Origin of the sequence: Acidiphilium sp. 20-67-58 (assembly GCF_002255515.1) — a bacterium.
GTDB lineage: Bacteria > Pseudomonadota > Alphaproteobacteria > Acetobacterales > Acetobacteraceae > Acidiphilium.
On sequence record NZ_NCAS01000015.1, the window covers coordinates 35,204 to 59,482 of the forward strand.

Annotated in this window: 25 protein-coding genes; 11 read left to right on the forward strand and 14 right to left on the reverse strand. The window is 69.3% G+C overall.

Annotated features, from left to right (window positions below):
* Window positions 1-174: 174 nt before the first annotated feature.
* Window positions 175-1,182, forward strand: coding sequence for a LacI family DNA-binding transcriptional regulator (locus B7Z76_RS07745; protein ID WP_174504279.1), 1,008 nt, complete (start codon window positions 175-177; stop codon window positions 1,180-1,182).
* A 3-nt stretch (window positions 1,183-1,185) separates the two neighbouring features.
* Here B7Z76_RS07745 and B7Z76_RS07750 read toward each other — a convergent pair whose 3' ends face one another.
* From B7Z76_RS07750 to B7Z76_RS07760, 3 genes are all read right to left on the reverse strand, one after another.
* Entirely contained in the window at window positions 1,186-3,477 is a 2,292-nt protein-coding gene (locus B7Z76_RS07750) for an adenosylcobalamin-dependent ribonucleoside-diphosphate reductase (protein ID WP_291343154.1), read from the reverse strand.
* A 147-nt stretch (window positions 3,478-3,624) separates the two neighbouring features.
* The gene (locus tag B7Z76_RS07755; protein ID WP_291343156.1) at window positions 3,625-4,665 is read right to left on the reverse strand and encodes a CHAD domain-containing protein; all 1,041 of its coding nucleotides are present in this window, start codon (window positions 4,663-4,665) and stop codon (window positions 3,625-3,627) included.
* Between the two features lie 63 nt (window positions 4,666-4,728).
* Window positions 4,729-6,006 (reverse strand): DUF4010 domain-containing protein, encoded by a 1,278-nt coding sequence (locus B7Z76_RS07760; RefSeq protein ID WP_174504276.1) that lies wholly within the window; start codon window positions 6,004-6,006, stop codon window positions 4,729-4,731.
* 133 nt (window positions 6,007-6,139) lie between these two features.
* On the opposite strand from B7Z76_RS07760, the gene B7Z76_RS07765 reads away from it, so the two are divergent.
* Both B7Z76_RS07765 and hemB read left to right on the forward strand, forming a co-directional pair.
* Window positions 6,140-7,213, forward strand: coding sequence for a tartrate dehydrogenase (locus tag B7Z76_RS07765; protein WP_174504275.1), 1,074 nt, complete (start codon window positions 6,140-6,142; stop codon window positions 7,211-7,213).
* A gap of 80 nt (window positions 7,214-7,293) precedes the next feature.
* Entirely contained in the window at window positions 7,294-8,289 is a 996-nt protein-coding gene (gene hemB / locus B7Z76_RS07770) for a porphobilinogen synthase (protein WP_174504274.1), read from the forward strand.
* A gap of 133 nt (window positions 8,290-8,422) precedes the next feature.
* Here the strand turns inward: hemB and B7Z76_RS07775 are convergent, their stop codons facing one another.
* Both B7Z76_RS07775 and B7Z76_RS07780 read right to left on the reverse strand, forming a co-directional pair.
* A complete protein-coding gene (locus B7Z76_RS07775; protein WP_007422238.1) occupies window positions 8,423-8,698 on the reverse strand; it encodes a DUF2312 domain-containing protein in 276 nt (91 codons plus the stop codon).
* Window positions 8,699-8,755: 57 nt separating this feature from the next.
* Window positions 8,756-9,070, reverse strand: coding sequence for a DUF1244 domain-containing protein (locus B7Z76_RS07780; protein WP_174504273.1), 315 nt, complete (start codon window positions 9,068-9,070; stop codon window positions 8,756-8,758).
* A 146-nt stretch (window positions 9,071-9,216) separates the two neighbouring features.
* Here B7Z76_RS07780 and pyk point away from each other — a divergent pair, with 146 nt between their 5' ends.
* The 4 genes from pyk (at window position 9,217) to B7Z76_RS07800 (ending at window position 12,390) form a co-directional block, all read left to right on the forward strand.
* A complete protein-coding gene (gene pyk, locus B7Z76_RS07785; protein ID WP_174504272.1) occupies window positions 9,217-10,641 on the forward strand; it encodes a pyruvate kinase in 1,425 nt (474 codons plus the stop codon).
* Between the two features lie 61 nt (window positions 10,642-10,702).
* Window positions 10,703-11,014 carry an EthD family reductase gene (locus tag B7Z76_RS07790; protein WP_174504271.1) on the forward strand — a complete coding sequence of 104 codons (312 nt, stop codon included), beginning with the start codon at window positions 10,703-10,705 and terminating at the stop codon, window positions 11,012-11,014.
* Window positions 11,015-11,120: 106 nt separating this feature from the next.
* Window positions 11,121-11,615: a hypothetical protein gene (locus B7Z76_RS07795; protein WP_174504270.1), complete on the forward strand. Its 495-nt coding sequence runs from the start codon at window positions 11,121-11,123 to the stop codon at window positions 11,613-11,615.
* A gap of 7 nt (window positions 11,616-11,622) precedes the next feature.
* Entirely contained in the window at window positions 11,623-12,390 is a 768-nt protein-coding gene (locus tag B7Z76_RS07800; protein ID WP_291343167.1) for a tyrosine-protein phosphatase, read from the forward strand.
* A gap of 287 nt (window positions 12,391-12,677) precedes the next feature.
* On the opposite strand, the gene B7Z76_RS07805 is transcribed toward B7Z76_RS07800, so the two are convergent.
* From B7Z76_RS07805 to B7Z76_RS07820, 4 genes are all read right to left on the reverse strand, one after another.
* Entirely contained in the window at window positions 12,678-13,748 is a 1,071-nt protein-coding gene (locus tag B7Z76_RS07805; protein WP_174504268.1) for an OmpA family protein, read from the reverse strand.
* A 385-nt stretch (window positions 13,749-14,133) separates the two neighbouring features.
* Window positions 14,134-14,700, reverse strand: a complete 567-nt coding sequence (locus B7Z76_RS07810; RefSeq protein ID WP_174504267.1) for a DUF2155 domain-containing protein — start codon at window positions 14,698-14,700, stop codon at window positions 14,134-14,136.
* A complete protein-coding gene (mlaD, locus tag B7Z76_RS07815; protein WP_174504918.1) occupies window positions 14,697-15,197 on the reverse strand; it encodes an outer membrane lipid asymmetry maintenance protein MlaD in 501 nt (166 codons plus the stop codon). Before mlaD ends, B7Z76_RS07810 begins: the two co-directional genes overlap by 4 nt.
* Window positions 15,198-15,246: 49 nt before the next feature.
* The gene (locus B7Z76_RS07820) at window positions 15,247-15,684 is read right to left on the reverse strand and encodes an NADH:ubiquinone oxidoreductase subunit NDUFA12 (protein WP_371808638.1); all 438 of its coding nucleotides are present in this window, start codon (window positions 15,682-15,684) and stop codon (window positions 15,247-15,249) included.
* Between the two features lie 160 nt (window positions 15,685-15,844).
* Between B7Z76_RS07820 and B7Z76_RS07825 the strand changes: the two genes are divergently transcribed.
* Genes B7Z76_RS07825 through eno form a run of 3 tightly spaced genes read left to right on the forward strand, consistent with a single transcriptional unit; the run spans window position 15,845 to window position 19,186 of the window.
* Window positions 15,845-17,386 (forward strand): TSCPD domain-containing protein, encoded by a 1,542-nt coding sequence (locus B7Z76_RS07825; protein ID WP_291343169.1) that lies wholly within the window; start codon window positions 15,845-15,847, stop codon window positions 17,384-17,386.
* A gap of 3 nt (window positions 17,387-17,389) precedes the next feature.
* Window positions 17,390-17,851, forward strand: a complete 462-nt coding sequence (locus B7Z76_RS07830) for a RidA family protein (RefSeq protein ID WP_174504265.1) — start codon at window positions 17,390-17,392, stop codon at window positions 17,849-17,851.
* 57 nt (window positions 17,852-17,908) lie between these two features.
* Window positions 17,909-19,186, forward strand: coding sequence for a phosphopyruvate hydratase (gene eno, locus B7Z76_RS07835; RefSeq protein ID WP_174504264.1), 1,278 nt, complete (start codon window positions 17,909-17,911; stop codon window positions 19,184-19,186).
* A gap of 120 nt (window positions 19,187-19,306) precedes the next feature.
* Here eno and B7Z76_RS07840 read toward each other — a convergent pair whose 3' ends face one another.
* The gene (locus B7Z76_RS07840; protein ID WP_291343172.1) at window positions 19,307-20,158 is read right to left on the reverse strand and encodes a hypothetical protein; all 852 of its coding nucleotides are present in this window, start codon (window positions 20,156-20,158) and stop codon (window positions 19,307-19,309) included.
* Window positions 20,159-20,346: 188 nt separating this feature from the next.
* On the opposite strand from B7Z76_RS07840, the gene B7Z76_RS07845 reads away from it, so the two are divergent.
* Window positions 20,347-20,898 (forward strand): DUF4334 domain-containing protein, encoded by a 552-nt coding sequence (locus B7Z76_RS07845; protein ID WP_201712629.1) that lies wholly within the window; start codon window positions 20,347-20,349, stop codon window positions 20,896-20,898.
* 90 nt (window positions 20,899-20,988) lie between these two features.
* Here B7Z76_RS07845 and B7Z76_RS07850 read toward each other — a convergent pair whose 3' ends face one another.
* From B7Z76_RS07850 to pstB, 4 genes are all read right to left on the reverse strand, one after another.
* The gene (locus B7Z76_RS07850; RefSeq protein ID WP_291343176.1) at window positions 20,989-21,738 is read right to left on the reverse strand and encodes a YoaK family protein; all 750 of its coding nucleotides are present in this window, start codon (window positions 21,736-21,738) and stop codon (window positions 20,989-20,991) included.
* Between the two features lie 206 nt (window positions 21,739-21,944).
* On the reverse strand, window positions 21,945-22,655 hold the full coding sequence (gene phoB, locus B7Z76_RS07855) for a phosphate regulon transcriptional regulator PhoB (protein WP_174504262.1): 711 nt from the start codon (window positions 22,653-22,655) through the stop codon (window positions 21,945-21,947).
* A 14-nt stretch (window positions 22,656-22,669) separates the two neighbouring features.
* Complete coding sequence (phoU, locus tag B7Z76_RS07860; protein ID WP_174504261.1) at window positions 22,670-23,389, reverse strand: phosphate signaling complex protein PhoU; 720 nt, start codon at window positions 23,387-23,389, stop codon at window positions 22,670-22,672.
* 11 nt (window positions 23,390-23,400) lie between these two features.
* Entirely contained in the window at window positions 23,401-24,204 is an 804-nt protein-coding gene (gene pstB / locus B7Z76_RS07865) for a phosphate ABC transporter ATP-binding protein PstB (protein ID WP_174504260.1), read from the reverse strand.
* Window positions 24,205-24,279 lie beyond the last annotated feature (75 nt).

Here is a 24,279-nt window from a genome sequence, read left to right on the forward strand (position 1 = left end):
CTAGGCCTGAAGCGAAAACGTTTTCAGTTTTTCCTGTCAACAACATTCTCGTGTTTTGCGGAAAATTTGCAGCCAGCGCCCAGATTTTCACTTGCCGCGCCGGCTTGTTTCATGCTGAGTCTCTGAGAACGATTTCGAGAGCCCGTTGCGGCAGGCAGGAAAGACACCGCCCCGATGGCCGTCAGTATCAAGGATGTGGCCCGCGCCGCCGGGGTATCGCCGGCGACGGTATCGCGCACGCTCGGCGGCGGCGCGGTCAGCGCCGCCCTGCGCGACAAGGTCGAGGACGCAGTGCGCCGCACCGGCTACCGGCCCAACCTGTCCGCCCGCCGCCTCCGCTCGCAGCACTCGCAGACGGTCGGGCTGATCGTCGCCGACATCTCGAACCCGTTCTTCACCGCCGTCGCCCGCGCCGTCGAGCATGCCGCCTACGCCGCCGGCCTGCGCGTCATTCTCTGCAATACCGACGAGAACCCGGAGAAGGAGGCGATGTATCTCCAGCTCATGGAGCAGGAGCGCGTCACCGGGGTGATCTTCGCGCCCACCCGCGCCTCGGTCGAGCGGCTCGATCGCGGCGGAAGGCCGCCTTACCCGATGGTGCTGATCGACCGCGCCGGCCGCGCCAGCGGGCAGGACGCTGTGGTGCTCGACAATTTCGCCGCCGGAAGCATGCTGGTCGAGCATCTTCTCGGCCAGGGCTACCGTCGCATCGCCGGGCTGTTCGGCAATGCCAGCACCACCGGGATCGAGCGGCGGGATGGCTACGAGGCGGCGATGCGCCGCGCCGGCCTCGCCCCCGCCGCGCATTTCGCCGCCCCCAGCATCGAGGCGGCGGAGCAGGAAATCGCCCGCTGGTTCGCGCGCGGCACCCTGCCGGAGGCGCTGATCGCCAGCAACGGGCTGCTGCTGATGGGCGCCGTCCGCGCCCTGCGCGCTGCCGGCAGGCGCATGCCGGAGGATCTCGCGGTCGCCGGGTTCGACAATGAAAGCTGGACCGACCTGATCGGCCCGGGCATCACCGTCATCGAGCAGCCGGTCGCCCAGATCGGCGCCGAGGCGATGCGCCTGCTGCTGGAGCGGCTCGCCGCGCCCGAGGCCCCGGTGCGCAAGATCGTGCTCGGCGGGCGCTGCGTCATCCGCGGCTCGACCGCGCCGCGCCCCGTCAACGAAGCCGCCGAATAAGCCTCAGCCGCATTTCGACCAGCCGCACTGCAGGCAGCTCAGGCAGCCCGCCTCGCGCACCAGCCCGGGCTGGCTGCATTTGGGGCAGAGCGCGCCGAGCGGGGCCGCTTCCGGCGTCGCCGCCACGCGCTTCTGGTCCGAAGGCGGCACCAGGAACCCGGTCTCGACCATGTGCCGCTCGATCACGTCGCCGATCGCCGCGACCAGCGAGGGCACGTAGCGCCCGCCGCTCCACTGTCCGCCGCGCGGGTCGAACACCTGCTTCAGCTCCTCGGCAACGAAAGCGACCTCGCCGCCCCGGCGGAACACCGCCGAGATCATCCGCGTCAGCGCCACCACCCAGGCGTAATGTTCGAGGTTCTTCGAGTTGACGAACACCTCGAACGGCCGGCGCACCCCATCCTGCTCGATATCGTTGATCGTGACATACATCGCGTGCTCGCTGTCCGGCCAGCGCAGCTTGTAGGTGGCACCGATCAGCTTGTCGGCGCGGACCAGCAGCCCGGCAGCGGTGGTCGCGGGCGGGGCTGACTGCGGCGCCGGCTTCGCCTCCGCGGGCGGTGTGACCTCCAGCACCGAGCCGGTCACCGCGTTCGGCCGATAGGTGGTGCAACCCTTGCAGCCGCTGCGATAGGCGTCGAGATAGACCTCCTGGAACGCCTCGAAGCCGATATCCTCCGGCACGTTGACCGTCTTGGAGATCGCGCTGTCGACATGGCGTTGCACCGCCGCCTGCATCCGCACATGCTCGGCCGGGGTCAGCTCCTGCGCTGTGACGAAATGCGCCGGCAGGGCCGCGGTCTCGCCGAATTTCGCGCGGAACAGCCGCAGCGCATAGTCGGTCACCTCCTCCTCGCGCCGGCTGCCATCGCGTTGCAGCACCTTGCGCGTATAGGCCAGGGCGAACACCGGCTCGACCCCGCTCGACACATTGTCCGACAGCAGCGAGATCGTCCCCGTCGGTGCGACCGAGGTGAGCAGCGCGTTGCGGATGCCGCCGGCCGCGATGGCGGCGCGGACATCCTCGTCGAGCCCGGCGACGGTCTCGCCGGCGAGGTATTGTGCGGCGTCGTAGAGCGGGAACGCGCCCTTCTCGGCGGCGAGTGCGGCGGAAGCGAGATAGGCGGCGCGCTCGATCTGCCGCGCCCAGTCGCCGGCCCGCGCGGCGGCCTCCGGCGTGCCGTAGCGCAGGCCGCACATCATCAGCGCATCCGCCAGCCCGGTCATGCCGAGGCCGACGCGCCGCTTGGCCACCGCCTCCTCGCGCTGCGCCTCCAGCGGGAAGCCCGAGGCGTCGATCGTGTCATCCAGCATGCGGACGGCGACGGTGACCAGTTCGGCAAGCTCCGCCTCGTCGATCCGCGCGCCGGGGCCGAAGGGATCGCGCACCAGCCGGGCGAGGTTGATCGAGCCGAGCAGGCAGGCGCCATAGGGCGGCAGCGGCTGCTCGCCGCAGGGATTGGTCGCGTGGATCGTCTCGCAATAATGGAGGTTGTTGCGCTTGTTGATCCGGTCGATGAAGATTACCCCCGGCTCGGCGTAATCATAGGTCGCGCGGGTGATCGCCTCCCACAGCGCGCGCGCCTGCAGCGTGCGATAGACCTTGCCCTCGAAGACGAGATCCCACGCCGCATCCGCCTCGACCGCGCGCATGAAATCATCGGTGACCAGCACCGAGAGGTTGAAGTTCCGCAGCCGGCCCGGCTCGCGCTTGGCGGCAATGAAGGCCTCGACATCGGGGTGGTCGCAGCGCATCGTCGCCATCATCGCGCCGCGTCGCGCCCCGGCGGACATGATGGTGCGGCACATCGAATCCCACACATCCATGAACGAGAGCGGACCCGACGCATCCGCCCCCACGCCGCGCACCGCCGCCCCCTTCGGCCGGAGCGAGGAGAAATCATAGCCGATGCCGCCGCCCTGCTGCATGGTCAGCGCCGCCTCGCGCAGATGGGCGAAGATCCGGCCGAGATCGTCCTCGATGTCGCCCATCACGAAACAGTTGAACAGCGTCACCCGCCGCGCCGTGCCGGCGCCGGAAATGATCCGCCCGGCGGGGACGAAGCGGAAATCGCGCAGCGCCTCGTAGAACGGCGCCTCCCAGCGCGCGGGCTCGCGCTCGGTCGCGGCCAGGGCGCGGGCGACGCGCCGCCAGGTGTCCTCGACCGTAAGGTCGACCGGCGCGCCGGTCTCGTCCTTGAGGCGGTATTTCGCGTCCCAGATCTGCGCCGAGATCGACGCCATCGTCTCGATCACGGAGGCGTGGGACGCGGGAAAATCTGCTGGCATATCCATATCGAAGTCTCCGATCAGGCGTTCGGGGGCGCAAGCCGCGCCGACTCGGGCAAAAAGCGAGTATACCAGCGTGGCCCCCCGCACCGCCACCGCGACACGTGCCTGGGCACGTTCCGACCAGATGGCTCCATCTGATCGGATGATCCTCTACGACCAGGGGCGGGGCGCTGCGCGGAACGCCTTCCAGGCCGGTTCCAGGCGCCGCCGCGCCTTGCGCGCCCGCCGCTTCGCCCAGCGCCGCACCGGGGCCGCCCCCTGCCCGGCTGCATCTTCGGTCCCGAGCGCATCGCGGGAGGCGAGCGCATCCGCCAACCCGCGCGCAACCCCGGCATCGTTGAACCGGCCGAGCTGGTCCAGCGCTGCCCCGGCGGTGGTGCGGAACGCGCCGAGTGCTAGGCCGGGTGCGACACCCTCCAGCGCCTCGGCGGCATAGTTCGCCCGCTTCAGTGCCCGGCGCAGCGCGTGCAGCTCCTTCGCCGAGAGCCGATCGATGCCCCGGCCGCGCCGGCGGGCAAGCCGGTCCAGCCGGCGCAGCAGGACGGGGCCGATCGTCGCGATCGGGCGGAACCGCACCGCCGGGTCGAGCACCGTGGGTCCGGCGGCCCAGCTTGCGATATCGCCGGCGAGATCGGCGCATTCCGCCGCCGCCCCGCTCGCCGCGAGTGCGGCGCGCGCCTCCTGCCGCGCCGCATCCGACGCCGCCAGCAGCGCCGCCACTGCCGCCGCATCCCCCCCCTCCATCGCCGCCGGGAAGGATCTCAGGCAGGCCACATCCCAGTCCCGCACCAGGCCATAGGCGCGGCCAAGCTCGCGCAGCGCGACATCGTAGCGTCGCCGCTCAACCTTATCGAGGCAGGGGGCGAACAGGGCCAGCACGCTGCGCAGCCGGCGGATCGCGACCCGGCGGCGATGCACCGAATCGGCATCGCTGGCAGCCTCGCGGCCAAGCTCGGCGCAGCCCGCGGCGACGATCCGCCGCCAGGCCGTGCGCGCGCGCAAAAGCGGCCGGCGCGCCGCCGCCCCGGCTTTGGCTTTGGCTTTGGCTTTGGCTTTGGCTTTGGCTTTGGCTTTGGCTTTGGCTTTGGCTTTGGCTTTGGCTTTGGCTTCGGCTTCGGCTTCGGCTTCGGCACCAGCTTCGACTTCGGCTTCGGCTCTGGCAGCGGGTCGGGCCACGCTCTCAGCCACCATCACACCCCTCCGCGATCCCGGTCGGACCGCCCTCCCAACCCTGCGCCCGCGCGGCGCGCGGGGTCAATGCACCAGAATTGCCGCGCCGAGGCTCGCCGCCGCCATCAGCGCCATGAACACGACCAGCGGCGCGCCAGTCGCACCCCGCGAATAGACGCTGGCATAGATCGCGTGGAAGATATGGTTCGAGCCGGTGGCGATCAGCACAGCGGCCATCTCCACCGGGTCCGGCGCGGCGCCTGCGCCATGCGTCGCGAGGCTGATGATGAAGGGGTTGATATCGGTCACGCCGACGATGCCGGCCAGGGTGTAAAGCCCGGAACTGCCATAGATCCGCATCGTCACCGAGGCGAGGATCGAGACGATGACGAACAGCACCCCGAACGTCGCCGCGGTGCCGAGGCCGAGCGGGTTGGAGACATTGGCGATCGGCGGGACGGCCGTCTTGCGGTCGCGCAGCCGGTACCAGCCGAGCGCGATCAGCCCGCCAAAGGCGCCGACCGCGAGCATCCACGGCGCCAGCGCCAGCGCCATGTCCGGGTTGAACAGCAGGATCACCGCGAGCAGCCGCGGATACATCACCGCGTTCGCCACCACGATGCCGCTCTGCGCCTCGACCACCGCCCCCGCCTCGGCGCCGGCGCGGCGGGCGAGCACCACGGTGGTCACGGTCGAGGAATAGATGCCGCCGAGAAAGGCGACCAGCAGCCCCGAGCCGCGCGGCACCACGTAGCGGCGCAGCAGGTAGCTCGCATATGAGATCGACGAGACCGCGACCATCGCCAGCCACGCCTCGTGCGGGGTGACGCGGGTGATCGTCGTCACCGGCCGGTCCGGCAGCAGCGGCAGCACGAGGCCGGTGATCAGCAAGAACCGCCCGGCATTGACGATCTCGGCGAGGTCGATCCCGCGCGCGAGGCCGTGCAGCGTCTCGCGCGCCGTCAGCAGCAGCGTCGCCGCGACGGTGAGCCCCACCGCCATCCAGAACGGCCCGGCCAGCGCCAGCGGGCCGATCAGGAAGGCGACCAGGTTGGACAGCGGCGCCATCAGCCCGACATTGCGCGACCCGTCCGGCGCAAGCTCCTCCATCCCGCGCCAGTAATAGAGGCCGAGCCAGAGACCGAGCACGGCGAGCCCGGTGCCGAGCAGCAGCGGCGGCGCGGGATCGAGCGCGTAGAGCACGCCGCCGGCAAGGGCGAGCAGCGGGAAGCTGCGCACCCCGCCGGGCCTGCGGCTGCCGGCGCGGGCGTTGAAATCCTCGTAGGCGAGGCCGAAGAAGAAGCCGAGCCCGACGATGATGAGCCAGGCGGCGAAGCCGGTATGGGTCAGCGTCGTCACCATTGCCTGCCGCGTCCTCCGGTGAAGCCGGTTTTGCCCCGGCGCGAGTCATGGTACCGGGATCGACGATGCGCCGCGCCCGCCCGTCGGGCAAGATGGCGCTGGATGCCCCGATCGCAGCACAGGAGCCCGCGCCATGAAGACCCACCGGATCGCCGCCATCCCCGGCGATGGCATCGGCCCCGAGGTGATCGGCGCCGGGCTCGACGTGCTCGCCGCCCTCGCCCGCCGCGATGGCGGCTTCGCGCTCGACGTCACCAGCTTCGATTACGGCTCGGCGCATTACCGCCGCCACGGCGTGATGATGCCGGATGGCGCGCTGGAGCGGCTGAAAACGTTCGACGCGCTTTATTTCGGCGCCGTCGGCGCGCCGGACATCCCCGACCATGTCACCCTCTGGGGCCTGCGCCTCGCGATCTGCCAGGGGTTCGACCAATATGCCAATGTCCGCCCGACCCGGGTGCTGCGCGGCCTCGCCTCGCCGCTGCGCCACTGCGCCCCGGCGGATCTCGACTGGGTGATCGTGCGCGAGAACAGCGAGGGCGAATATGCCGGCCAGGGCGGCCGCTCGCATCGCGGCCACGCCGAGGAGGTCGCGACCGAGGTCGCGATCTTCACCCGCGCCGGGGTCGCGCGGATCATGCGCTTCGCCTTCGCCCTCGCCGCATCGCGCCCGCGCCGGCACCTCACCGTCGTCACCAAGTCGAACGCGCAGCGCCACGGCATGGTGCTGTGGGACGAGGTCGCCGCCGCCACCGCGCGCGACTTCCCCACGGTGACGTGGGACCGGATGCTGGTCGATGCGATGACGGTGCGCATGGTCCACGATCCGGCGAGCATCGACACGGTGGTCGCGACCAACCTGCACGCTGACATCCTCTCCGACCTCGCCGCCGCTCTCGCCGGCTCGATCGGCATCGCGCCGACGGCCAACCTCAACCCGGAGCGGACCTACCCCTCGATGTTCGAGCCGATCCACGGCTCCGCCTTCGACATCACCGGCAAGGGCATCGCCAATCCGGTCGGCGCGTTCTGGACGGCGGCGCAGATGCTGGAGCATCTCGGCGAGGCGGATGCGGCGCGGCGTCTGATGGCGGCGGTGGAGCGGGTGACCGAGGCCGGCATCCGCACCCGCGATCTCGGCGGCACCGCCACCACGGCCGCAGTGACGGCGGCGGTCATCGCCGCGATCGAGGGCGGCAACGCATAGGCGGCGCGCGGCGGGCACCTCTTGCGTCGGCCCCGCCCATGCGCAATTCGTTAATCATGTAACGCGCACGAGGAGCAGCGATGATCACCGGCAGCTTTCCGACCACCCGCCTGCGCCGCAACCGCCGCGATGGCTGGACGCGGCGCATGGTCGCCGAGACCACGCTGTCGGTCGACAACCTGATCTGGCCGATTTTCGTCCGCGCCGGCGATGGCGAGCCGACCCCGGTGGCGACCATGCCGGGCGTCGTGCGGGTGGGGCTCGACCGCCTCGCCGCCCATGTCGAGCCGGCAGCAAGGCTCGGCATTCCGGCCATCGCCCTGTTTCCCGCGACCCCGCCGGAACTCAAGAACCCCGAGGGCACCGAGGCGCTGAACCCGGACAACCTGATGTGCCAGGCCGCCCGGCTGCTCAAGCGCGAATTCCCCGAACTCGGCCTGATCGGCGATGTGGCGCTCGATCCCTATACCGATCACGGGCATGACGGCGTGCTGCGCGAGGGCTATGTCGCCAATGACGAATCGGTCGAGATCCTCGAACGCCAGGCGGTGAACCAGGCGCTCGCCGGGATCGACGTGATCGCGCCGTCGGACATGATGGACGGGCGGATCGGCAGCATCCGCGCCGCCCTCGATTCCGAGGGGCTGATCGACACACGGATCATGAGCTACGCCGCCAAATACGCCTCCGCCTTCTACGGCCCGTTCCGCGAGGCGCTCGGCTCCAACGCGGCGCTGAAGGGCGACAAGAAGACCTACCAGATGAACCCCGCCAATACCGACGAGGCGCTGCGCGAGGTGGCGATGGACATCGACGAAGGCGCCGACATGGTGATGGTCAAGCCGGGCATGCCCTATCTCGACATCATCCGCCGCGTCCACGAGCGCTTCGCGGTGCCGACTTTCGCCTATCAGGTGAGCGGCGAATACGCGATGCTCGCCACCGCGATGGAGCACGGGCTGCTCGACCGCGAACGCGGCATTCTCGAAACCCTGATGGGCTTCCGCCGCGCCGGCGCCGCCGGGGTGCTGACCTATTTCGCCGTCGAGGCCGCGACCCTGCTGCGCCGGGGCTGAGCGGGCGGCTACACGCCGCCCAGGTCTTCAACTAGCCGGGCGGCTGAACGCCGCGCAGGTCTTCAACTAGCCGGGCGGCTGAACGCCGCGCAGGTCTTCAACTAGCCGGGCGGCTGAACGCCGCCCGGGTCACTCACATGCCGAGCGCGCGGCGATAGACGTCGATCAGCATTTCCTGCTCCTCGACCTCGGCCGGCTCCTGCTTGCGCAGCCGGATCAGCTGGCGCAGCACCTTGACGTCGAACCCCGCCGATTTCGCCTCGGCATAGATGTCCTTGATGTCCGAGCCGAGCGCTTTGCGCTCCTCCTCGAGCCGCTCGATGCGCTCGACGATGCTGCGCAGCCGGTCGGCCGCGATGTTGCCGTGGCTCGCATTGTCTTCCTGGGTTTCTGCCGCATCGAACGCCATCTGTCTTCCTCCGTCGGGTCGGTCGGACGCGCGGGATAGAGCGCGCGCCCGCGCCGGTCAATGGTCCTGCCGGCTCGAAGCGGCGAAGGCCGCCTTCTGCGCGTCGCTGGCCGGGGTCTGGTGGCGCGCCTGCCACTCCTTGTAAGGCATGCCGTACACGATTTCGCGCGCATCCGGATCGCTCAGCTCCAGCCCGCGCGCCTCCGCCGCCTCGCGATACCAGCGCGAGAGACAGTTCCGGCAGAAGCCGGCGAGGTTCATCATGTCGATATTCTGCACATCCGTCCGCTCGCGCAGATGCGCGACCAGCCGGCGGAAGGCCGCGGCTTCCAGCTCGGTGCGGGTGGCGTCGTCGAATCGGTCGTCGTTCATGGAAAAGATCTCCTTCCGCGCGCGGCAGGTGGTCATCGCCGCGCTTGTTTGCCATAGAGACGTGTAACACGACGCCGGAGACGGCGCGACACGACAACCCGGACACCGGGGACTTGGCAGGAAGACAGATCAAAAAGGGGGTCATCATGGCATCCAGGCTGCGGCGCCATCGGCGCACGAAGATCGTTGCGACCATCGGACCGGCGAGTTCGACGCCGGAAATGCTCGCCCAGCTCTTCGAGACCGGTGCGGACGTGTTCCGGCTCAATTTCAGCCACGGCACGCATGAGGACCACCTGGCGCGGCTGCAGCTGATCCGCGCGCTGGAGCGGAAGTTCGACCGCCCGATCGGCATCCTCGCCGACGTGCAGGGGCCGAAGCTGCGGGTCGGCCAGTTCCGCGGCGGGCGCGTGCAGCTGCAGGCCGGTGCCGAATTCCAGCTCGACCTCAACCCCGCCCCCGGCGATACCCGCCGCGTCAACCTGCCGCATCCCGAGATCATCGCGGCCGCCAGCATCGGCGCCACCTTGCTGCTCGATGACGGCAAGCTCCGCCTGCGGGTGCTGCGCAAGCGCGAGGACCAGCTGCTCACCGAGGTCGTCACCGGCGGCCCGCTCTCCGACCGCAAGGGCGTCAACGTGCCCGACGTGGTGCTGCCGATCCCGGCGCTGACGAAGAAGGACCGCGCCGACCTCGCTTTCGCGCTCGAACACGGCATCGACTATATCGGCCTGTCCTTCGTCCAGCGCGCCGCCGACGTGCTGGAGGCGAAGGAGATCGCCGCCGGCCGCGCCCTGGTGATGACCAAGATGGAAAAGCCCCAGGCGCTCGACAATCTCGACGAGATCATGGACGCGACCGATGCCGTCATGGTCGCGCGCGGCGATCTCGGCGTCGAACTGCCGCCCGAGGAAGTGCCGATCGTGCAGAAGCGCATCATCCGCGCCGCCCAGCAGCGCGGCCTGCCGGTGGTGGTCGCGACCCAGATGCTGGAGAGCATGATCTCCGCCCCCGCCCCCACCCGCGCCGAGGCGTCGGACGTCGCGACGGCGGTGTTCGACGGCGCCGATGCGGTGATGCTCTCGGCCGAGAGCGCCGCCGGCCAGTATCCGCGCGAGGCGGTCAACATGATGGACCGCATCGTCGCCCGGGTGGAGCGCGACGATGACTGGCGGCGGACGATCGACGCCAAGCGGCCGGACCCCGAACCCCATTCGGCCGACGCCATCGCCCGCGCCGCCGAGCAGGTCGCGCACACGATCGGCGCGCGCGCCATCGTCGCCTTCACCAGTTCCGGCGCCAGCGCGCTGCGGGTGGCTCGCGAGCGGCCGGACTGCCCGGTGATCGGGCTTACGCCCAGCACCATCACCGCCCGTCGCCTCGCCGCGGTCTGGGGCGTGCATGCGGTGGTCGCGCAGGATGTCGGCTCGATGACCGAGGCGGTCGCACTCTCGGCCAAGGTCGCGCGGCAGGAGGGTTTCGCCCAGCCGGGCGAGGAGATCGTCGTCGTCGCCGGCGTGCCCTTCGGCCAGAGCGGGACGACCAACGCGCTGCGCGTCGCCAGAGTGTAACGCGCGCCCCCTTGCATCACGCCTTCACCCGGGCAAGACTGTTCCTCAGGGAGGATATTCCATGATCGCAATCACCGTTCTCTATCCGAAGACCGAAACCTCGACCTTCGACACCGCCTATTACCACGACAAGCACATGAAGCTGGTCGGCGAGCGCTGGAACACGATGGGCCTCAAGGGCGCCACCGTGCTGCACGGCACGAACGGGCCGGACGGCTCGGCCCCGCCCTATGCCGTCATCACCACCCTGCATTTCGAGAGCCTCGCCGCATTCGGCAAGGCGGTCGAGACCCATGGCGCCGAGGTGATGGGCGATATCGGCAATTTCACCAACGTGCATCCGGTGCTGCAGTTCAGCGAAATCGCCGCCTGACATCAAATTTTACCTGACATTTCTTTACTTCCCGGCGCTTCCGGGCGTAATTTGAGGCGGTCGCCGGTTCCGGCGGCCGCCTTTTCCGTTGCCGATCGGAGTACGCATGCGCCGGATTGCCCTGTTCCTGTCCGCTGCCCTGGCCTATGCCGGCCCGGCCTCTGCCTGTCTCACGCCGACCAACCAGGAGGCGCTGGAGGTCATCGGCCTGAAGAGCACGCTGATGGTCTCGGCCCTCACCTGCGGCCAGCGCGACGAATACGATCGCTTCATGACCCGCTTCCAGCCCTACATCCTGCGCGAGCAGCATGTGATGGACGCCTATTTCCGCGCCCGGCATGGCCGCGCCTTCCACCACTACGAAGACAACTACGTGACCAACCTCGCCAATGTGCAGTCCACCGCCGGAATCCACCAGGGTTCGGCGTTCTGCGCCTCCAGCGCGCAGCTCTTCGGCAAGGTTCTGGCAACGCCCGACCAGACATCCCTCACCATGTTCGCCCGGCAGCACCCGGCGACCCAGCCGGGCGTGGTGCTGGCCTGCGGCATCGAGGAAAGCAGCAGCTTCCGCCGCATCGAGCGCTTCGCGCCAGCGCCCTGACCGCCGCATGACCAGGCTGGCGAACGCGCCCAATTTCCGCGATGTCGGCGCCCTGCCGCTCGCCGGCGGCGGAACGCTGCGCGCGGGCACGATCTACCGTTCCGGCCAGCTCTCCAGCCTCGATGCGGCGGATCTGCGGCAGGTGGAAACCCTCGGCATCCGCCTTGTCTGCGACCTGCGCAGCAGCGGCGAGCGGCAGCGCTTCGCCTCGCGCTGGCCCGCCCTCGCCCCGGCACGGACGATCGAGATGCCCGCCAGCACCGACCACGGCGCCGGGATGCAGAACCTGATCGACCGGCTCGCCGGCGAGCCCGGTGCCGCCGGCGCGCGGCGGGCGATGCTCGATCTCTATGCCAGCCTTCCCGGCCTGCTTTCGCCGACCCTCGCCACCGCCAGCGAGGCGATGGCCAGCGGCTGGGGCGTGCCGGTGCTGCTGCACTGCCATGTTGGCAAGGACCGCACCGGGGTTGCCACCGCGCTGCTGCTCAAGGCGCTCGATGTCAGCCACGACGCGATCCTCGCCGATTACGAGGAAACCGGCCGGCGCATCGATATCGCCGAGGAAACCCGATACATCGCCCGCGGCCTCAACAAGCGGCTGGGCACCACGGTCGATCCCGGTGCGCTGGATGCGCTCGGCCGCACCGATCCGGCCTATCTCGACTGCGCCTTCGCCGCGATCGATCGCGAATGGGGCGGGGTGGATGCCTATCTGACCGCCGTCGGCATCACCGCGAGTCGCCGGGCGCGCCTCGCGGCGCTGTTCCACGCCTGAACCTTACCGCCTGAACCTCACCGCCTGATCATCTCTCCGCCGACCACGCGCTCCGCTTGTGCGGGGGGCGTCGTCGTTGCATGGGCGGCCTTCAGCCTGCCGGTCGTCACGCCGGACATTGGTGCTAGAGCACTTACCGATCCTTCCGGATCGGATGTAGTGCTCTATCTTGTTGATAAATAGAGCATCTTTATCCGATCAGATGATTCCATCTGATCGGATGATGCTCTAACGAAAACACCCCGGCATTGCTGCCGGGGTGTTCCGAACTTTTATGCAGATTTCGCTTAGTGGAGGATGATTTCCACGCGGCGGTTCTGCGGCTCGCGAACGTTCGGGCCGGTCGGCACCAGCAGGTGCGTCTCGCCAAAGCCCTTGATCACGATGTCGTTCTTCGACACGCCGTCGGCCACCAGCTGGGCGGCGACGTTGTTCGCGCGACGGAGCGACAGCTTCATGTTGTAGCCCGCGGCGCCCGAGGTGTCGGTGTAGCCGTTGACGTTCAGGCGGGTGACCTTGGTGGTCTGCGACGCCTTCGCGGCCTCGGAGACGATCTGCTGCGCGCGCGGCGTCAGGTTCGCCTTGTCCCAGTCAAAGAAGACGAGGTAGGTGCGAGCCGGAGCCGGAGCCGGAGCGGCGACCGGGGTCGGCGCGGGAGCCGCGGCCGGAGCCGGCGGTGCCGGCGGGAACAGCTCGTAGCGGAGCCCGACCATCACCATGTTGTTGCCTTCGTCGCCAACCTTCACGCTGCCGGCAGTGCTGCGATAGCTCACGCTGCTGGTGGTGCCGAGATAGCGGTATTCGACGGTCGCGGACAGGCCGGGGGCCGCCGGGATCGGGAAGGACAGGCCGGCGATCGCCTGATAGGCGAAGGTGCCGGGCGTGCCGTTGATCCGCAGGGCGGAGGTGCCGGCATTGTTCCACTCGAGGAACTGGTAGCCGACGCCGGCGCCGACATACGGATAGACGTAGGGCATGCCGATGTCGAAATCATACAGCGCGTTCGCCATCACGCCGTATTTCTGCTCCTTGCCGGAGGCAGTGTACTGCGCAGTGCCGACATGCAGCTTGGCGACCTGGTTGCTGAAATAGTCGCCCTCGAGCTCGACGCGGAAACCGTTGCCGAAGCCGTAGCCAACGGAAGCCTGACCGGTGAAGCCGTTATGGAACAGCGCCTTGGTCTTGCCTGCACCCGTCAGGGCCGCCGGGCCGCTCTTCACGGTGCGGCTGCTCATGATGTTGTAGCCGAGGCCAAGGCTGACATAGGGGCCGGTCACCGGCTGGGCCATCGCCGCGGCGGGAAGCAGGGCGGGGGCCGCGATGAAGGTGGCCGCCATAAGTGTGGTGCGCAATTTCATTATCTTCTCTCCTCGAGCGCCGGAGCGTGTTTGAAACATCGACGGATAACCGTTCGTCGCCCGTTATGTAGCACCGGTGCGGCCGGTTCAGGAGGGTATCCTTTCGTTAACGCCGCCATTTCCCATCGGTGTTGCGATAAAACCACAGACTTGATGACAGCGTGACAATCCGGTGTCAGGCCGGGATCGCAGGGCGACACGGAAACGATTGCAGGAAAACAGTTTTTCGCGCCGGCGCACCGGGAATGCCAATCGCAAAGCGGCAGCCGCACCGCGGGGCCTGCGTCCGCAATCTGCCGCGCATCAATCGGCATCAGCCGCTTTTGTTAACGATTCTTCATCCGTACTTGAGCAACGATGATGGTCCGGCGGACGGTCGGCGGGATCAGGAACAGCCGACCAGCCGGAACGTCACCGCCGCATCGCCCACCACCGCGGCGCCCGGTTCGGAGCGGATCAGCCAGCCGCGGAACAGCATGTGGCCGGAGGCGTTATGCCGGACGCTGAGATAGACGGCGGCATCGGGCGGCATGTCCGGCGGGCGGACGACGCAGGCGCCGACCCTGATCCGTAGCGTTCCCTCGGTCAGCCGGTCGCCGACCGCGGCGGTCACCCGGCTGACCGCGCCATCCGCCTTGAACAGCACATCGAGCGTCGCCGATTGCTTCGGCATCCAGTCCGGCTTGACCTGTTCCGGCACGGCGGGCGGTGTAGCGGCTTGCGGCGAGGCGGATGACGGCGGCGCGATGACCGGGCCGCTGGTCAGGCCGGGGAGATCCGGCGCATTCGGCAGGTTCGGCGCGGGCAACGCGCCCTCAGGCATGGCAGATCCGGGCGGTGGGAGCGGCGCGCCCGAGACCGGCGGGCCAGAGCGCGCGAGGACCGACCCAGGCAGCAGGGCCAGAGACGCGGCGGCGAAGGCCCCGACGGCCTCGGCGCGCAGCCGCCTCATTTCCCGCCCGCCGCGTCGGCCGCGCCGCCCTGCGCCTTGCTGGCGGAGCTGGCGAAATTGGCGGCGCTGAAAACGAACTTGCCGAGCAGCGACTCGATATTGATGGCCGACTGGGTGGCGGTGATCGCCTGTCCCGACGCCAGCATCGTCTCCGATCCGCCGGGCGAGATCGAGAGATAGTCGCCGCCGAGCAGCGAGGCGCTCTCGATCGCCGCACTGCTGTCCTTCGGAATTTTGATGTCCGGCTGGATGCGGAAGCGCACGATCGCGGCATAGGTCTGCGGGTCGAGCGCGGTGCGCGTCACCTCGCCGATCGTCACCCCGGCGATCTTCACCGGCGCGCCGACCGCGAGCGGGCCAATGCTGCCGAACCGGGCGGTCAGGTCATAGCCGCCGCCGCCGACGCTGCGGGTGCGCGACGCGGCATAGGCCAGGAAGACGCAGGCCGCGAGGATCACGACCAGTCCGGCAAGGATTTCGGAAATCCGCTTGTTCATCACGCCTTTTCCGCCTTGAGCAGGAACATGGGATCGCCGCCGCGGCGGCTCAGCCTTCCGGCGTCCAGGATTCGTAATCGCCCGTGGTCACGCGCCGCTCGCCGCCGCGATACTCGTGCCCGCGCGGGCGATAGGCGCCGGCGGAGCCCGTCTGGTTGGGCTGGTGCGGCTTCTGCCAGGGGCGGCGGGCGGTTTCGGAGAGCGGCTCGTCGGTCAGGAAATGCAGCCAGGCGTGCCATTCCGCCGGCACCATCGAGGCCTCGCGCGCGCCGCCGGCATAGATCACCCAGCGGCGCTTGCGGCCGTCGGGGCGGGTCGGCGTGCGTTCCTCGAAATACCGGTTGCCGAAACTGTCCTGCCCGACCGCTGCGCCATGGCGCAGCGTGTGCAGTGTCAGGCCGGGATTGGCCAGCAGGCGCCGCAGCCCTCCGAGGGAGGCCAGCGTCGGGGCCGCCGCGGCACCCGCCATATCGCGGTTTTCCTTCATGTCCTGCGCTATACAACAGTCGGGAGATGCGGTCCATCCGCCGGGGCCGTCGGATGGCACGGCCGTTATCCACAAGATTTTGTGCAACCGCCCGGCGATATCCACAATATAAGCAAAAGCCGCGCTGGAAACCGGCGCTGGAACGGGATAGGCTCGACCCATGATCAAGGATCGCCCCGGCAAGCGCCGCCCTCCGCAGCACAGCATCTGGCGCGGCATCCGGCTGCAGCGGCTCATGGCCGGCGCCGATCCGGACGCCTCGCCCGAGCCCGCGATCGTCCCCGCGAGCTGGCCGGTGCAGGCGGCGGCGGGGCTGGTCGCGCTGCGGGCGGAACCGGGGCTGATCGGCGCCGACGAGGCGGCAGCGGCGTGGATCGCGCCGATCGAGGCGGCGGCGGTGGAGCTGGGCCGCGGGGCGGAGCTTGGCCGCGGCGCGGAGCTGGGCGGGATGCTGCACGGGCTGGTTGCCTCCGGCCGCGCGGCGCCGAGCCCCGGCATCTGGCGCGGACAGGCCGAGCCGGTGCCCGGTTTCGTGTTCAACCTGCCGGGCTTTCTCGACGAGGATGACAGGTTCGATGCCGCCGGGTTCGGCGCCGCGGTCGAAGCCGCGGTGACGGCGCTGGCGCTGGCGCGTCCGGCGGCGCAGCGGCTCGCACTCGGCATGGCCGATCTCGCGCTGCTGCTGGCCCGGCTCGATATCGACTATGCGAGCGCCGCGGCGCGGGACGTCGCGGTGACGATCGGCGCGCTGCTGGCCGCCCATGCGGATATCGCCTCCGCCGGCTTGCTGGCGCGCGGGATCGCGCCGGGGGTTCCGGTCACGGCGGTGCCGGTGCCGTCGCGCTGCGCCCTGCCCGTTCTGCGCGAGGCGCTGCTCGCGGCGCGCGAGCGCGCGCTGGCCTGCGGGGTGCGGCAGCATCGGAGCCTGACCGGGCTGCTGCCGCCGGGGCCGGTGGAAATGCTGCTGGGCGTCGAGACGGTGGGGATCGCCGCCCCGCTCTCGGCCCTCGATTCCGAGGGCGGGCTCGCCCGCTGGGCGCGGGCGCGGCTGGCCGCCTCCGGCCGGAGTGCCGAGTCGGCGCTGGCCGCGACGCTCGCGGGTGCCGATCCGTTCGGGGTGACCGATGCCGCCGGGATCGCGGCGATGCGCGAGGCGATCGCGCCGGTCTGCGCCATCCTGCCCGAGGCGCCGTCCCTCCCCGCGCCGCGCGGGACGGCCGGGCGCGGCAAGCTGCCGGCGCGGCATGGCGGCTACACCCAGAAAGTCTCGGTGGGCGGGCACCGGCTGTTCCTGCGCACCGGCGAATATCCCGACGGCCGGCTGGGCGAGATCATGATTTCGCTGCCCAAGGATTCCGCGACGCTGCGCGGCATGGCCGAGGCCTTCGCCGGCGCGGTCAGCATCGGGTTGCAGCATGGCGTGCCGCTCGACGAGTTCGTCGACGAGTTCGCCTTCACCCGCTTCGCCCCGTCCGGCGCGGTGGAGGGGGATGCGGCGATCAGCCAGGCGACCTCGCTGCTCGACTACGTGTTCCGCCACCTCGCCGCGACCTATTCGCAGCGCCCCGACCTCGTGGAACTCGACCTCGCCGACGAGGCCGCCGGGGCCGACGCCGCCGCCCCGCTGCTGCCGCTCGACCTGCCGGAGACCGGCAGCGCACGGCCGAAGCGCCAGCGCCCCATCCTGAAACTCGTGAGCTGATCCATGGACATTCGCGCCCGCCTCGCCGCGACCGGCATCACCCTTCCGCCAGCGGCGAAGGCTGTGGCCAATTACGTGCCGGTGGTGGTGGCCGGCGGGATGGCGATCGTCAGCGGGCAATTGCCGCTCGTGGGCGGGACGCTCGCGGCGAGCGGCAAGCTCGGCGACCAGGTTTCGATCGAGGATGGCACCGCGGCGGCGCGGGCCTGTTTCATCAACCTGCTCGCGCAGCTCGACGCGCATGTCGAGGGTGGGCTCGATGCCGTTGCCCGGGTGGTGCGGCTCGGCGGGTTCATCGCGGCGACGGCGTCGTTCACCGAGCACGCGAAGGTGATGAACGGGGCGTCCGACCTCGCGGTCGAGATTTTCGGCGAGGCCGGGCGGCATGCGCGCTCGACCATCGGCGTCGCCTCGCTGCCGCTGGATGCGGCGGTCGAGGTCGAGGGGATGTTTTTGCTGCGCTGATTGCGCCTCGCTGCCCATGCGCGTATTTCCCTTTTGCACTGCAAAAGGGGAGATCAGATGAGCGCCATCGCCGATATCACCGCACGGGAAATTCTCGACAGCCGCGGGAACCCGACCGTAGAGGTCGATGTGATCCTGGATTCGGGCGCGATGGGACGCGCCGCCGTTCCCTCCGGCGCCTCGACCGGGGCGCATGAAGCCGTCGAGCTGCGCGATGGCGACAAGGCGCGCTTCGGCGGCAAGGGCGTGCAGCGCGCGGTCGCGGCGGTCGAGCGCGAGATTTTCGACGCGATCGGCGGGATGGATGCGAGCGAGCAGGTCGTCATCGACGAGATCATGATCGATCTCGACGGCACGCCCAACAAGTCCCGCCTCGGTGCGAACGCCATTCTCGGCGTCTCGCTCGCGGTGGCCAAGGCGGCGGCGGACGAGATCGGGCTGCCGCTCTACCGCTATCTCGGCGGTGTCTATGCCCGCACCCTGCCGGTGCCGATGATGAACATCATCAATGGCGGCAAGCATGCGGACAATCCGATCGACATCCAGGAATTCATGATCCAGCCGGTGGGGGCCGCGAGCCTCGCCGATGCGGTGCGGATGGGCGCGGAAGTGTTCCAGGCGCTGAAGAAGATTCTTCACGATGCCGGGCACAACACCAATGTCGGTGACGAGGGCGGGTTCGCGCCGGGGCTGAAATCGGCCGAGGAGGCGCTCGGCTTCATGACGCGCGCGGTCGAGGCGGCCGGGTATCGCGCCGGCGAGGACATCGCCTTCGCGCTCGATTGCGCGGCGACCGAATTCTACAAGGACGGCAAGTATCATCTCGAAGGCGAGGGCAAGGTGCTCGATGCCGGCGGGATGACCGACTATATAGCCGCCCTGGCGAAGCGCTTTCCGATCATCTCGGTCGAGGACCCGCTGGCCGAGGATGACTGGGAGGGCTGGGCGCACTACACAAGCACGCTCGGCGGCACGATGCAGGTGGTGGGCGATGACCTGTTCGTCACCAACCCGACGCGGCTGCGGCGCGGGATCGAGGCGAAATCGGCCAATTCGATCCTGATCAAGGTGAACCAGATCGGCACGCTGAGCGAGACGCTGGAAGCGGTGGAGCTGGCGCAGCGGGCGGGGATGACGGCGGTGATCAGCCATCGTTCGGGCGAGACCGAGGATTCCACCATCGCCGATATCGCGGTGGCGACCAATGCCGGGCAGATCAAGACCGGGTCGCTCGCGCGGTCGGACCGGGTGGCGAAATACAACCAGCTGATCCGCATCGAGGCGGAACTCGGGGCGGCGGCGCGCTTCGCCGGGCGCACCATCCTGCGCGGCTGACGCACGCATCCGCCGCAGGAGCCAAGCTGGCGGCGGTGGGGTGCGGGCTTGATCGTGATTGCGATTTCGGGAGGGCGGTGACGCGACGCGTTGCCGCCCTTTTCGTATCCGGCGCGGGGGTCAGCCGGTGTCGAGCAGGAGGTCGGGGCTGATCGGGCAGGTGCGGTTGCCTGGCGGCAGGATGAAGGGCGAGTCTGGCAAGGGGGGCAAGGGCGGCAAGGGCGGCGCGTCTGGGGAGACCGGCGCTTGTGTGCGGGCGCGGCTTCGCGCGGCGGGAGGATGCGGGAGTCTCGCGGCGTTTTTCCGTGGGGCGCGGGCACGGGCATGGCCCGGACGCGCGGGGCGGCGCAGATGCGGCGGTGGCCGGAGGCCGAGCAGGTGGCAGAGCGGGCGCAGGGCGCGGCCGGTGGCGGGGCGCGCTTCAATCAGCGCGACCATCGCCGGATCGTCGAGCAAATGGCGGATCTGCGCGCCGATCGCGGCGGTGGGCGGCAGGACGCGGATGAGCCAGGCGAAGCGGCGCGGCGGCATGCAGTGCCAGAAAGGCGCGAGAGCGGTGGAACTGTCAGGCGCATCCGCGCGGGAGACGAATTGCGCATCCGCTGGACTGTCAGGCGCGTCCGCGCGGGAGACGAATTGCGCGTCCGCGCGCGGGCCGGTTGCCGGCGGGCGCGGGGCTTTGGCGCGGCGCGAAACCGGCCTGCTGGCGGCGGCGGCGAAGCTGGCGCCGAGACGGGACAGGCGGCGGGCGATGCCGACAATGACCGGGCCGGCGAGGCCGGCGGCGAGGCCGCGCGCGGCGACCAGCGCCGTCAGCCCGGCGAGGATGCGGGCCAGACGGTCGGCGAGGCTGGCGGCGAGGCTGGCGGCAAGGCTGGCGGCGAGATCGGCGCCGAGGTCAGCGCCGAGGTCGGCGCCAAGGCCTGCGCCGAGGCCTGCGCCAAGGCCAGCAATGTCGTCAGTACCGCTCATGTCGATGTTTGAACCACAAACGGGCCGGGGTGGGCAAGGCGCGAGTGGCAGGGCGCGGATGGGTCCGGCGGGCTTTTCGGATGACTGGAAATTTCTCACCGGATTGATGATGCTCCGGTTATCATCAGGACAAGGCGGCATCCGATCGAGCGGGATCGGAAAGTGCTCTAGGCGCGGGAGGGCGGCGGATGGGCGGGACGACGGACATGGGCATGGACGCGACGATGGATGCGACCATGGGCGCGGCGATGACCACGGCGGCGGCGGTGGCGCTGTTCGACCGGCTGGAGCCGGCGCCGGCGGAGATGATGACCGGGCGCTGGCGGGGCGAGGGCATTCGCACCGGGCACGCGATGGACGGGATGCTGGAGGCGACGCGCTGGCACGGCAAGATATTCGACGGGCCGGATGCGGTGCATCCGCTGGTGCATCGCGGCCTCGGCGGCGGACTCTATTGCGTCAACCCGGCGCTGCTGGCGATCAGGGCGACGACGGCGATGCCGTTCCGCGACGCGATCCTGCGGGCGGTGTTTCCGCTGGCCGGGCCGTTGCTCGCGACACGGCGGCACCGGGCGCGGCTGCGCACCATCCGGTTCCGCGGCCGGCTTCACGCGGCGATGCTCTACGACGCGAAACCAATCAACGACGTGTTCGCCCGGATCGACGACGACCGGGTGATGGGCTGGATGGACTTCAAGGGCATGGAACAGCCCTATTTCTTCAGGCTGGTCCGGGAGTGACCGGCAGGATCTGGAGCATTATCCGATCAGATGAGTCCATCTGATCGGATGATGCTCCATCGTATAGATCAACAGAGCATCTTTATCCGATCAGATGAGTCCATCTGATCGGATGATGCTCTGGCGCGGCTTGTCGCGGAAGCTTCTGGCGGTGACGAAGGCGAGGAGCACGGCGACGAGGGCCGGGATGGCGATGAGGGAGGGCAGGGTCTCGGCGAGCAGGCCGGACAGGGCGGCGCCGCCGAGATAGATGCCGAGCATGCCGGACTGGCGCAGCACGACCGGGGTGAAGGGCGAGACATCCGCCCTGCCCTGCCGCAGCGAGCGGCGCAGCGCGGCGCCGACCGCGCTCATCACCAGGGTCAGCGTGTTGGTGACGACGACGGTGTTGATGCCGGGGATGTTGATTTCCCGCGCGGCGATGCTTTGCAGCCCCATGGCGAAGGCGCCGGTGAGGATGAGCACATAGAGCAGCGGGCCGTAGACCGGGTGGCGGGTGATGGCCCAGAGGACCAGCACCGCGGTGAGGCAGACGGCCTCGGCGCCGATCAGCAGGCAGAGGCGCCCGGCACGGCTGCGGTTGGCGGCGGCCTCGTTGGCGATGGTGCCGGCGATGCTGCCGCAGCAGAAGCCGAACAAGGCGGCGAGCGAGCGCTGGGCGGCGAGGATATGGCCCTGGCCGAGGGCGAGACCGAGCAGGGCGGTGTTGCCGGTCATCGCCGAGGTGAAGACGTCGTGGAATTTCAGGAAGGCGAAGATGTCGGCGCTGCCGGAGACGAAGGCGAGGGCGGCGAGGGTGAGATCGGCCGCGGTGAGGAAGGTGGCGTTGGCGTGGTCCATCGGGGCGTCCTGTCGGGGTGGGGCCGGGCATCGAAAAGCCGCGCACCATATCCGATCCGGCGGGATCGGGAAGGGCGCCGGGCCGGGCTCAGGGTGGACGCGGGCGATGGGGTGGCCGGTCAGGCCCAAGGAGAAAAGAGCGAGGCCCTCAGGCCCAGGTAAAAAGGGGCGAGGCCCTCAGGCCCAGGTAAAAAGGGGCGAGGCCCTCAGGCCTCGACGGGGTCGAGATCCAGCGCGTAGCCGGCGGCGCGGACGGTGCGGACGAGGTCGATATCGGTCTCGTTGTTGATGGATTTGCGCAGGCGGCGGATATGCACATCGACCGTGCGGGGTTCGACATGGATATCCCGCCCCCAGACGGCGTTCAGCACGTCCTCGCGCGAGAAGACGCGGCGGGGGTGGCGCATGAAGAATTCGAGCAGGCGGAACTCGGTGGGGCCGAGATGCAGCAGGCGGCCGCCACGGGTGACGCGATGGGTCGCGGGGTCCAGCTCCAGATCGTGGAAGACCAGCGGCGACTTGGTCGGGACGGTGCCGGTGCGGCGCAGCAGGGCGCGGATGCGGGCGATCAGCGCCTCGGGCGAGAAGGGCTTGGTGATGTAGTCATCGGCACCGGTTTCGAGGCCGCGGACGGTGTCCTGGTCCTCGGCGCGGGCGGTGATCATGATCACCGGCAGATCGCGGGTGGAGGGCTTGCGGCGGAGCTGACGGCAGACCTCGATGCCGGACATGGTGGGCAGCATCCAGTCGAGCAGGACGAGGTCGGGTGTCGATTCGCCGATGCGGGCGAGCGCCTCGCCGCCGTCATTGGCCTCATCGACGCGGAAGCCGGCTTTTTCGAGATTGTAGCGCAGCAGGGTAACCAGCGGGGCCTCGTCCTCGACCACCAGCACATACGGCTTCGCCGTCTCGTTCATCGGATTGTCTCTCCTCAGGTGGCCGGGCCCGACGCGGGGCTGGCCGAAAGATCGCCCTTGGGCCGGGCCTCGGGCAGGGTCTGGCCGGTGGCGGCGTAATAGGTCAGCTCGGCGATGTTGGTCGCGTGGTCGCCGATGCGCTCAAGGTTCTTGGCGATGAAGAGAAGATGCGTGCAGGCGGTGATGTTGCGCGGATCTTCCATCATGTAGGTGATCAGCTCGCGGAAGATGGTGGTGTAGAGATCGTCGATCATCTGGTCGGCGCGCCAGACCGAGATCGCCTTCACCGGATCGGCCTCGCCGATCGCATCGATCGTGGATTTGAGGCTTTCCTGCACGAGGCGGGCCATCTGCGAGAGGCTGGCGAGCGGCCAGGTGGTGCCGGACTGGTTGAGCACGAGGGTGCGCTTGGCGACGTTCGCCGCATAGTCGCCGATGCGCTCGATGTCGGTCGTGACCTTCAGCGCGGCGACGACCTGGCGGAGATCGTCGGCGACGGGCTGGCGGAGGGCGAGGACGCGGACGGCGAATTGCTCGATCGCGCGTTCGTCGGCATCGACCTTCGCATCCATCTCGACGACGCTTGCGGCGAGCGCGCTGTCATGGGTCAGGAGGGCGGTGATGGCGTCGTCCAGCTCGGTCTCGACCAGGCCGCCCATCGCCGCGATCATGTCGCGCAGACGGGCGAGATCGGCCTCGAAGCTGCTCAGGATGTGCTTGCTGTCTTCGGGCATGGCGTTGCTCCTCAGCCGAACCGGCCGGTGATGTATTCCTGCGTGCGCTTCTCGCGCGGGGCGGTGAACATCTGTGTGGCGTCAGCGACCTCGACGAGTTCGCCGAGATAGAAGAAGGCGACGCGATCCGCACAGCGGCCGGCCTGCTGCATGTTGTGGGTGACGATGACGATGGTGAAATCCTGCTTCAGCTCGGCGATCAGCTCCTCGATCCGCAGCGTCGAGATCGGGTCGAGCGCGGAGGTCGGCTCGTCGAGCAGGAGAACCTGCGGGCGGACGGCGATGCTGCGGGCGATGCACAGGCGCTGCTGCTGGCCGCCGGAGAGCGCGCTGGCGGAGGCGTGCAGCTTGTCCTTCACCTCGTTCCAGAGCGCGGCCTTGTGCAGGGCGGATTCGACCCGCTCGTCCATCGCGCCGCGGGAGAGGCGCTCGTGCAGGCGGACGCCGAAGGCGATGTTCTCGTAGATGGATTTCGGGAAGGGGGTGGGTTTCTGGAACACCATGCCGACGCGGCGGCGCAGGCGGTTGATGTCGGTGTTGGGGGCGAGGATGTTCTCGCCATCGAGGATCACCTCGCCCTCGGCGCGCTGGCCGGGATAAAGGTCGTACATCCGGTTGACCACGCGCAGCAGGGTGGATTTGCCGCAGCCGGAGGGGCCGATCATCGCCGTGGTCTGACGGTCGGGGAAGTCGATCGAGACGGATTTCAGGGCCTGGGCCGCGCCGTAGAAGAAACTGAGGTTGCGGATGGAGACGCGCGGCTCGGCCAGCGCCTCCGCCGGCTCGGATTTCACTTTTGCGGTAGCATCGGGCATCTCGAGAGAACCTGTTCCTGAAAACGGCGCCCGCGGCCCTTGCAGGCCGCGGGACGTTCCGGCGAAATCACTGTT